Origin of the sequence: Coleofasciculus sp. G1-WW12-02, assembly GCF_040219735.1 — a bacterium.
In the GTDB taxonomy this organism is placed as follows: domain Bacteria; phylum Cyanobacteriota; class Cyanobacteriia; order Cyanobacteriales; family Coleofasciculaceae; genus Coleofasciculus.
Genome location: NZ_JAVJRX010000124.1, coordinates 24,122 through 34,599, shown reverse-complemented (window position 1 = coordinate 34,599; position 10,478 = coordinate 24,122). Strand labels below are relative to the sequence as shown.

9 protein-coding genes are annotated in these 10,478 nt (G+C 44.3%); 4 read left to right on the top strand and 5 right to left on the bottom strand.

Going from position 1 to position 10,478, the window contains the following annotated elements; genetic code table 11:
- Positions 1 to 101: 101 nt before the first annotated feature.
- From RID09_RS20610 to RID09_RS20600, 3 genes are all read right to left on the bottom strand, one after another.
- On the bottom strand, positions 102 to 335 hold the full coding sequence (locus RID09_RS20610; RefSeq protein WP_446337789.1) for a hypothetical protein: 234 nt from the start codon (positions 333 to 335) through the stop codon (positions 102 to 104).
- 252 nt (positions 336 to 587) lie between these two features.
- Positions 588 to 3,938 carry an ATP-binding protein gene (locus tag RID09_RS20605; protein WP_446337788.1) on the bottom strand — a complete coding sequence of 1,117 codons (3,351 nt, stop codon included), beginning with the start codon at positions 3,936 to 3,938 and terminating at the stop codon, positions 588 to 590.
- 559 nt (positions 3,939 to 4,497) lie between these two features.
- On the bottom strand, positions 4,498 to 5,868 hold the full coding sequence (locus RID09_RS20600) for an SGNH/GDSL hydrolase family protein (protein WP_446337787.1): 1,371 nt from the start codon (positions 5,866 to 5,868) through the stop codon (positions 4,498 to 4,500).
- A gap of 150 nt (positions 5,869 to 6,018) precedes the next feature.
- Here RID09_RS20600 and RID09_RS20595 point away from each other — a divergent pair, with 150 nt between their 5' ends.
- Positions 6,019 to 6,519: a low molecular weight protein-tyrosine-phosphatase gene (locus tag RID09_RS20595; protein ID WP_446337786.1), complete on the top strand. Its 501-nt coding sequence runs from the start codon at positions 6,019 to 6,021 to the stop codon at positions 6,517 to 6,519.
- Positions 6,516 to 7,967, top strand: coding sequence for a bifunctional orotidine-5'-phosphate decarboxylase/orotate phosphoribosyltransferase (locus RID09_RS20590; protein ID WP_446337785.1), 1,452 nt, complete (start codon positions 6,516 to 6,518; stop codon positions 7,965 to 7,967). Before RID09_RS20595 ends, RID09_RS20590 begins: the two co-directional genes overlap by 4 nt.
- Positions 7,968 to 8,005: 38 nt before the next feature.
- Here RID09_RS20590 and RID09_RS20585 read toward each other — a convergent pair whose 3' ends face one another.
- Both RID09_RS20585 and RID09_RS20580 read right to left on the bottom strand, forming a co-directional pair.
- Positions 8,006 to 8,296: a type II toxin-antitoxin system RelE/ParE family toxin gene (locus tag RID09_RS20585; protein WP_446337784.1), complete on the bottom strand. Its 291-nt coding sequence runs from the start codon at positions 8,294 to 8,296 to the stop codon at positions 8,006 to 8,008.
- Positions 8,296 to 8,727 (bottom strand): type II toxin-antitoxin system ParD family antitoxin, encoded by a 432-nt coding sequence (locus tag RID09_RS20580; RefSeq protein WP_446337783.1) that lies wholly within the window; start codon positions 8,725 to 8,727, stop codon positions 8,296 to 8,298. Before RID09_RS20580 ends, RID09_RS20585 begins: the two co-directional genes overlap by 1 nt.
- A gap of 28 nt (positions 8,728 to 8,755) precedes the next feature.
- Between RID09_RS20580 and RID09_RS20575 the strand changes: the two genes are divergently transcribed.
- Both RID09_RS20575 and RID09_RS20570 read left to right on the top strand, forming a co-directional pair.
- Complete coding sequence (locus tag RID09_RS20575; RefSeq protein ID WP_446337782.1) at positions 8,756 to 8,941, top strand: hypothetical protein; 186 nt, start codon at positions 8,756 to 8,758, stop codon at positions 8,939 to 8,941.
- A gap of 128 nt (positions 8,942 to 9,069) precedes the next feature.
- Positions 9,070 to 10,212 (top strand): protein kinase domain-containing protein, encoded by a 1,143-nt coding sequence (locus RID09_RS20570; protein ID WP_446337781.1) that lies wholly within the window; start codon positions 9,070 to 9,072, stop codon positions 10,210 to 10,212.
- Positions 10,213 to 10,478: the final 266 nt, after the last annotated feature.

Here is a 10,478-nt window from a genome sequence, read left to right as displayed (position 1 = left end):
AACTTTACCCCAGAAATGGGTGAAAACCGGAGGGGCAACCATACCCCTCCACCCCGAAAGGGGTATGCTTCTTAAACCGCTACCGCGTGTTCCTCCCTGGTCTAAAGACACAGGGTTTCCCACAACGAAGGATTTTTATGACGCAGTTCATGTTCATTGGCGGCAAACAACCAATGTCCATCCGAATCAAAGGCAAACACACTGGCTAGATGACAGTGACAGGATTCGTAATACCTCAAACAACTCCCAGACGCAGAACATTGACTCTCGAAAAAAGGACAGTGTATTGTCGAACAAACATTAATTGTGGCTTGTGAGCCGATAGTAACTTTCATAGATTCACCCCCCTATGTTTTGGCTGAAGCAAAACTCTCCAGCTCTTGAAATGTAATGCTGTATACCTCAATGATATTTTCTGTCTTAGACAATTGAAAACCGCAAATCCCCAGAAATTACCCTAGGCTTTCCAAAAACAGGTTAGGGATCTATGGAAAGGTGCAGGGGCTACCCGCCGCACACAATTCACACCGCCCAGTGATTAATTCTATTGGGTCGCCCCCCGCCAGGTATTGGTTATTATCTAACACTTAACGAATAATAATATCCACCTCAGATACTCCCGATCGCTCAGCTTGCTGACAACGCTCCTGATAAAATTGAACCACGCGATCGCGATCATCCCATTGCCACAGTTGAGTAAAAACCTGCTGCGCCTGGGCAAACTGTTTCTCCACATACAGATGCACACCCCGTTCAAACTCCCTCCGAGTTTGTCGCTTCAGTTCAATCAGCGGCGGCGAGTTACTATCAAACACTTCAAAGATAGCGATAGGTTGGCGTTTTCCTTTCACCGTCACTCGACCCAAGAAACGATAACTATAATGGTGAGCATTTGTCAAACTATTTAACGTTTCTTCGCTAATTAAAATATCCACCCCAAAAACCTTAGTTAACCCCTCCAAACGCGATGCCAAATTTACCGCATCCGCAATCACTGTCGTATCCATTCGCTGAGACTCTCCCACCGTTCCCAACATTAAACTCCCTGTATGCAAACCAATTCCAATCGCAATCGGTTCATACCCACAGGTTTGACGATGAACATTATACAAACCCACTTGTTTTTGCATCTCAATTGCTGCCTGTAGTGCATCATCAGGTATCTGCGGAAATAATGCCATCACCGCATCGCCAATATATTTATCAATAAACCCACGATAATGGCGAATCACAGGACCCACACGACCCAAATACGAATTCAGAAAGTCAAAATTTGCTTTCGGTGATAATTGTTCCGACAAACTGGTAAACGAACGAATATCGGCAAATAAAATAGACATTTCTTTTTGCACCTGATCCCCTAATTGCACATCCACAATACTTTCTCGTTCCAAAAATTGCAGAAATTCATAAGGGACAAACCTTCCGTAAGCCGCATTGATTTTGGCTAAACGAAGATGGGTTTTAATTCGGGCTAAAAGTTCATTCTTTAACACAGGCTTAGTTAAATAGTCATTCGCGCCAACCGCAAACCCCTCTACTAAATCAGAAATCTGATTTTTCGCCGTTAACAAGACAATCGGCAGTTCATTGGGAAGAAATTGTTCCCGCAGTTTTTTACACAGTTCATACCCCGTCATTTGCGGCATCATTATATCTAGCAAAATCAGATCCGGTTTGAACCCTAAGCGAATCAACTCTAACGCTTCCAAGGCACTAGAAGCTTGAGTAATCGCATAATTTTGCAACGACAGATGATTGACAATTACCTGAAGATTTGTGGGTTCATCATCCACAATTAAAATGTGGAATGTCCCCTCTGGGGTAATAACCGCATCTTGAGCGATGAGAATACGATCAGGGCTAACCGTTCGCGGCGTATAATCTTGAACCTTAGACAGTTTTAAGGAAGGTTGATTCTCAGCCTTACTCTGAGATAAAGGCAGAGTAAATGTAAATCGTGACCCCACTCCCACCGTAGACTCAACCTTTATTATACCGCCGTGAAGTTCAACCAATTGTTTCGTAATTGCCAAACCCAATCCCGTTCCCCCATAGTGGCGAGCAATTGAGCCATCGGCTTGTTCAAAGGATTCAAAAATGCGATCAATTTTGTCGGGTGGAATACCAATTCCCGTATCAATCACATGAATTTCCAGCATGTCATTGAGTGGCGCTGCTGAGACTTCAATTGTTCCCTGTTCCGTAAACTTAATCGCATTACTCACCAAGTTGTATAAAATCTGCTGCACACGGTTTTCATCAGCATCAACAGGGAGAATCTCTGGATTAATGCTATTGACTAACTCGACCGGTTTATTACCCACCAAAGGTTGAGAAATGGTTAAGACAACAAGGGTAACTTCTCGAATTCCGATGGGTTTTATATTCAGGTGCAGGTTATGGTGTTTGAGTTGGGATAAATCGAGTAAATCATTAACAAGCTGGTGCAATCGCCTACCGCTTGACACAATGAGAGACAAGTTAAACTGAGTCGCATCAGATAGGGTTCCCGTCGCTCCATCAATCAAAGATTCCGCAATGCCAATAATCCCATTGAGTGGGGTTTTGAGTTCATGAGACGTATTGGCTAAAAATTCATCTTTAAGCTGATCCAGTTGTCGTAATGCAGTATTTTTAGCTTCTAACTCTATGGCATAGTTTTGTAGCAGGTTACGCGCTTGGATAAATTGACGCTCTAACATAACCCCTAAAGTGAGAATGAAAATTAACGTTCCCCAAGGATAAAGTTTTTGATACCAGTTCACCCACTCTAGGCGATAAATCAAAATATCATTAATGGCAGATAGGGTAAGCATACTAAACCCCAATGTAAAGAGTTTAGCTTCAACGTTACCCGTCAAAGAAATTTGCACCGCCTTGGTTAAAATAATTATCGCACTGGCTAAAAAGAAAAATTGAGCCAAAGTGACTGTTTGAGTCCAAGAAAAGGTGTGAGTGATGACTAAAGTAAACGCCGCCACGGCATAAGCAAGATGAAGTTTCCAAAGATGACGAATAATAGACTGGCATCTCATCTTAAACATTTCTTGAAAGAAGAGGCAACCACTCACAGGAATCAGATAAAATGATGTATATTCCCAGAAACGCAGTACTTCTAGATAAGTGATAAATACAGGAATAAAAAAAGACCGTGATAGGGTGTAACTACCTATCATCGCCGTCAAGATTCCAAAGTAAAAGTATGATTTTTTTTCGGGGCGACTCAAGGACAATCCGAGGATAATTACTCCTAACACAAAAAATATAATACCGAGTACTGAGTCCGTTTGCTGCTGGAAAAAGCGTTTAATTACAGCATTATGATCACCCAGAAAAACGCGATCAAATAAGCCGATATAAATTGAAGCATTTTCTCCGACATACACCCGAAACAAGAGAGTTTGATTCTGGAATTCTGACTCAAGTTTAACGAGGGGTAATTTATAGTCTGTCAGTATAGCTTGATTAGCAGCATTGAGTGACCATTGACTATAGAGATTTTGATCCTCTAAGTATACATCTAATATATAAGGTACAGCGCCCAAATAGAGAGTCGGAGAGTGCCATTCTCCAGCGGGTAAAAGAACACGCAACCACAGAATCTGGACATTTTCATGGCTTGGTTTTTGGATTTTTCCGGGAAACTGAAATGACTGCCATTGTTCAGGAGATGTCTGGTTTTGATTCCATTCTGAAATGCTTGTCTGATGTTGAGAAAAATCACCCCAATGATATTGCCATCCCTGAGTGATTTCTACCAGTGACGATGAAACTGGCGCCACTGGAGATTGAGCTGAACCAGATACCGTGTAGATGACTAGGCAACTGAATAGTGTTAAAATACATGCACCCAGATACGAGATTCGAGGTTTTTGAGGTAGCAGATGTGAGCGCCATTGCTCCCACCGTTGCTTTATGTGTTCACCCCTAGTCATAGTAGAGTCCCTGTCGTGATTGCTGCTATCCTATTCCTATTGTGAGGCAAGCCGACAGACTTTGGCAGCATCTATACATCTGTGAATCTACTCTTGCGGAGTTGATTGGCTAACCCGACAAGACAATGGTCTTTATGCCACAATGGAGGGATAAGTACGTGGGAAAAATTACAGTTAACCCTGGGGATTGTCTTATGTCTTATGTAAGGGTTTGAAATATATTTACAGAACTTAATATAGTTGGATTGATTTTCACTAATCTCCTTACTCCAGGTTTTAGTCAACTAACCAATTTTTAGGAATTGACAAAATGTCTCATTGATGATTTTTACATAAACTTTACAAAACTCCTCAATTTTTATGATTTTTTACCTATCAGCCATTGTCATTTCATCTGTCTCCTCAATTGAGTTACTAATGGTACTGACTGGCATGAGGGTGGGCAATGCCCACCCTACGGAATATCAAAGGTTTGGGTGATCTAAAATTGCTTATTTCAGTGCTATTCGTCTTAGTGCTTCTATGGTTAATTTTAATATTTTCCTTCCAATCCTTCAGATTAAGGTATAGGTCGAGACGGAGGTACTTGCAGCTTGGGTGAAGCACTCAACGTTTGGTATAAGCTCTCAGATATGACTCGGTTGGCTTCCTCGGTCAAATGAATGGCATCCCAAAACGCCCGATCTGAAAAATTGCGATAAACTTCGTAGAAGTTTAGGGTTTTCACATTTTGGGGATACCAGTTCTGAAGCTGCTGTAGCGATTGGGCTAAAGCGGCATAGCCCTCTTGGATGCGTTGTTGGTAGACGACTCCTAATTCAAGCAAAATTTCCTTCTCTGTGAGTGAGATTTGTTGGTTACCGCGACCGGTAATTTCTGGTTGTATGGCGATAATTAAGGGAACGGATGCCCCAGTTGCTAAGCGAATCATTTGCTTGTGGCGATCGCGATAACGGGTAACTCGTTCTTGTAGTTCCTCTGAGTCAGCGGGAAGATAGTTGGCTAGGTGGGTTGTACCATTCAACGCCGCTAAACTCAGCCGACTCACCGAGGGTTGGGGACGTACTAGCCAGTATTGGATGGCTCTGACAAGATAGGTGTTGGTCACCACAGAGGTTAACTCTTGGCTGAGGTGCGTCCAAAAATGCCCAGAGGCATTACTAAGAAAGGATTCAATATGGGGAATATCCGTTGCCATGCGATCGCTCGGTAGGAGCAAGTCCATGTATCCATCCAAAACAATGATCGCGTCAGGTTGATAGGGCAAAATCTGCAACGCTAACTGAGCCAATTCATTCCCCGATGCATACCCCGGTACAGCCGCATTAATCACCCGATATTGACCGCCTTTAATCTTAGGAGGTAATGCCAACGCCTTTTCTAAATCTGGTTTATAGAAGGGCAAGTCTGTTGGTCGATATTTCTCCGGAGAACGCTGCTGTTGGGCAACCCGTTCATTGAGACGCGCTTCCAGTTGAGCAGCGATGGTGGCTTGATTACTGGGATTCCATTGACCAAACGCCGTCGATCCTCCCAGCAAAAAAATCCGAAATTCAGTGTTGGGTTTGGCTAAGGGAACAGGTTCAGTGTCGCGGAATCCTTGGGGATTAATCTGCCAAAAATTGCTGGTTTGGTCGCCAACAAGCTGATAGCCTACACCAAGACTACGGTGGGCGGCAAGTCGCCCTTGTTCGGATAAACCATCATAAGGCTTGTTCGTGTCATTCAAAAACTTGAGGCGGTAAACATTCACAATCGCTGGTTCACCCTCATAGGCAGCTAACTCAGCGCTTTTGCCCATGACACCAACCAACAGCCGAGTGGACAATTCTAAGAGAATCAAGGCGATCGGAATCGCCAAAACGATCGCGAGCAACGGCAAGGGACTGCGGCGCTTACGGTAGGTGCGACGGCGGCGCGACTTGAACATCAAATAATTTTCCTCAAATCATCACAGAATCGGGCGGCTGCGTTGCTAAACTTAACACGGATGCGGCTATATGACCGACATTAAAACGTGATAGTCACTGCTGATCGCGGGTTAAACATCCAATTTTGTACAGAACTATCCATTATACCTATGCCCTGCACACTACTCTTTGTCTGCCTTGGTAATATTTGCCGTTCTCCCTCCGCCGAGAACATTATGAATCACTTAATTGAACAAGCGGAACTTCAGGAGAGCATTGTCTGCGATTCGGCGGGGACAGGTGATTATCATATTGGTTCTCCTCCCGATGAACGCATGACTCTAGCCGCCAGCGAACGGGGAATCATCCTCAAGGGCAAAGCCCGACAGTTTCAAGTCTCTGACTTTGAAGCGTTTGACCTGATTTTGGCGATGGATCGGGAGAATTTACGCGATATTCTGTTCCTGGATGCTACGGGGAAGTATCGGGATAAGGTGCGATTAATGTGTGATTTTGCCACTCGTCATCGGATACGAGACGTTCCTGATCCATACTACGGGGGTCCAGAGGGATTTAACCAAGTGATTGATTTACTCCTTGATGCTTGTGAGGGGTTGTTGGAGTATGTAATTGAGACCTATTCCTTACCTGCCAAAGGCAAAGCCCAATGAGCTTTTTCTTGAAACTTAATGCCGCGATCGCACAACATCAAAGTTTACTGGTAGTCGGACTCGATCCCAACCCAGAAATGATGCCCAGACGTTACTCTACCGGAGGACACTCAGGTGATCCCATTGATGGGTTAAGGGATTGGCTCCACTTCATTATCGAGCAAACGGCGGATTTAGTCTGTGCGTATAAACCCACATTTGGCTTTTACAAGGCGTTGGGCGCATCGGGACTAAACTTATTAGAACAGACACTCGCGGCGGTTCCTGACTCCATCCCGGTTATTTTAGATGCTAAACATGGAGACCTAAACACTAGCACTGTTTTTGCAAAGACCATTTTTACTCAATGGCGGGTTGATGCCGTTACGCTGAGTCCTTATTCTGGACAAGACCACGTTGCACCCTTTTTAATTTATCCTGGTAAAGCCGTCTTTATTCTCTGCTGCACCTCCAATCCGGCGGCTGTTGCCATACAGCAGTATCCCCAACCCCAAACACCGCTTTATCTGCAAGTGGTGAAGGAAGCCAAAACCTGGGGCGCACCCGAAGATTTAGCCCTAGAAGTTGGCACAACCTCTCCAGAACTACTGGCAAAAATTCGGGCAATTGCCCCAGAACGCTTAATTTTAGCCCGGAGTATCTGGGCGGAGGGGGGCGCTGAACTTAACCAAATTTTAGCTGCTGGGTTAAATGCCAATGGTGAGGGTTTATTAATTCCAGTTCCCCAGGATATGTTAGCCACAGAAGAACCCGCCGCCGCGATACAACCCCTGCGAGAGGAGATTAATCAGGTAAGAGGAGAAAAGATTAAACAGGGTTCTGCTTGTGACCTATGGATGGCGGATGTCTGTTTTCTAGAACAACATCCGCATCAGGATTTAATCCTCCAACTTTATGACATTGGCTGCATTTTATTTGGTGAATTTGTCCAATCATCTGGAGCCGTTTTTCCCTACTATATTGATTTGCGGAACGTTATATCCAATCCCCAAGTTTTCCATCAAATGCTGAGTGCTTATTCAGAGATTCTGCAAAATTTAACCTTTGACCGGATTGCCGGGATTCCTTATGGGTCATTACCCACCGCAACCGGGTTATCCCTGCGCCTGCATCACCCCATGATTTTTCCCCGCAAAGAGGTGAAAGCCCATGGGACGCGACGAGTGATTGAAGGTCACTTTGAACCAGGGGAAACGGTAGTAGTCGTGGATGATATTTTGATTAGTGGTAAGAGTGTGATGGAAGGGGCGGCGAAGTTGGAGACAGGGGGATTAAACGTGCAGGATATTGTCGTATTTATTGATCACGAAGGGGGAGTGAAGGATAGATTGAGGGACAACGGTTATCAGGCGCATTCCGTGTTAACGATTTCGGAAATTACCCAAACCCTGTATCAAGCGGGGCGGATTACTCAGGAACAATTTCAGTCATTTAACCACAGTGTTTAGTAAACGAACGCTCCTTTAAATTGAATGTCCTGATAATTTCAGATATTCAATGATTCTAAGTCTCGATACCCATTAATGATGCGAGCAATATCTATCCCGTCAGGTCGGGGAAAGTAAAATATGATGTAATTTTCCACAATAAAACCTCGGAGATTTGCTTTGATTGAACTGTACGTTTTGCCCATGTTGGGGAATTGAGCAAACTGACGGCACTTATCTCGGACTTTTTCAAAAAATCGAATCGCCAAGTTTGGGTTTATTTCCGACATGGATGCACAAATCTCGTCTAAGTCAGCTAGAGCAGCATCAGAGAATGAATAAGTCCCCATTAGGAATCCTCAGTCTGTTGCTGTAAACGGTTCAGCAGGCGATTAAATACAAGTTCTCCATCTGTAACCTTTCCTTGTTGAATTTGGCTTTCCCCGATTTCGATTTTCTGGCGGAGTTCGGCTAAATATTGTTCTCTTTTATCTAATAGTTCCAAGGCGGCTAATATCACTTCATCCGCCGACTGGTAGCGTCCCCGATTTAATTGATGGGCAATCCGTTGTTCAATTTCTGGCGTAAGGGATAAACTCATGGCGAGAACTCCATACAGATTAACTTGATTATCGTGCGATGTTCGGGGGGCTTCTAGGACAATCTTTGTCTCCTTACCCAAATTTAGCGCAGAAACCCGGTTTCTCAAAACTTCCCACCCCAACCTATCTACATGACCCTGACTGGGTAAGCACGAACTGCCGAGTCCACTGTTAACCACAAAAAGTCCAGAGGGGATTAAACCCTACTTGGATGCAATTCTTAAGCGCTTAGTCCAACTCCAACAGGTGCAGCTTCCTTTATATGAAACAGCAAGTCCAGAAGAATTGGCACAAGCCTTTTATTTGTGGGCTGTAAGTCATGAGTACCATTCACCCCTGTTATCAGATTATGCTGTGAGCCGGGAAAGTATGTACTCAGACAAGAAATCGTAGCATCCTAAAAGAAATTAAGTTGAGACGGAACAAAGTAATAGGATAATAGGGTAAAAGGATAAGAGTAAAAAAACTACTCCTCATTTAGAGGCAAAATAGAGATAAACGCTGAATTGCCAACTACCCCCATGAGTTACTGTCTCAATCCTAACTGTACCAACCCCAAAAATCCCGCCGGAACCAAATTTTGCCTTACCTGTGGGTCAAAAGTACGCCTCAAGGAACGTTATCGAACGGTTAAACCCTTGGGACAAGGGGGTTTTGGGCGCACGTTTTTAGCGGTGGATGAGGATAAACCGTCTCATCCCCCTTGTGTGATTAAGCAGTTTTTCCCCCAAGCGCAGGGAACCAGTACGGTACAAAAAGCAGCGCAGTTATTTACTCAAGAAGCAGTACGATTAGATGAGTTGGGTAAACATCCCCAGATTCCAGAACTGTTGGCGTATTTTTCCCAAGATAGCCATCAATATTTGGTGCAAGAGTTTATTGAGGGCGAAGATTTAGCCCAGGAGTTGGCAAGGAAAGGCGCATTTACAGAAGCCCAAATTTGTGATCTGTTGAATAATTTGTTACCTGTTTTACAATTTGTTCACCAGCATCATGTGATTCACCGCGATATTAAACCGGAAAATATTATTCGTCGAAATCGGGATAAGCAACTATTTTTGGTAGATTTTGGTGCATCGAAAGTGGCGACAGGTACAGCGTTAGCGAGAACCGGGACGGTTATTGGTTCGGTGGGGTATGTTGCGCCAGAACAAAGTATCGGCAAAGCGGTGTTTGCTAGTGATATCTATAGTCTGGGTGTGACGTGTATCCATCTGCTAACGGGAATCCATCCCTTCGACTTGTTTGATGTCAATCAGGGGGTTTGGGTATGGCGACAAGGGTTGAAAAATCCAGTGAGCGATCGCGTGGCTAAAATTTTAGATAAGATGTTAGTCAATGCGACGAATCAGCGCTACCAATCTGTGGCGGAGATACTTAAGGATTTACAGTCTCAAATCCCTGTGGCTAAGGTTAAACCGGCAAAGCCTGCATCTCCTCCGGCTTCAGCGCCAATTAAGTCTCAGCCCAATCCGCCTCACTATGGGAAAGGTTTAGATAAAGAATTAGCGGATTTAAAATCTGAGTTTTTGCAGCCGCCGACATCTAAAAGTACGCCGCAAAAATCGACACCGCCGACTAAAGGTTCTGCTAATACTCAAAAAACCCAAAGTCAAATTGAGCGGGAATTGGAGGATATAAAGTCTCAGTTTTTGGGAGAATAGGTTGTTGTGGTATGGCAAAGCTTACGCCCAGAAACCGTAGGGGCGCACCGACGTGCGCCCGATTCAATGGTCAAATCTATTGCCCTATTTTTGCTGTGTTACCCACCATCGTGGGTTGATGAAAGAGATTTAACAGAATCAAGGGCTTTAGCCCTTACTACGAACAGGAATTAGAGCGAGTTGTAGGTTGGGTTGACGAAGGAAACCCAACAGGTTTTAGGCTAAAGCCCTTACTACAAACCTGAATCAGGGCGGGTTTTGTTGTT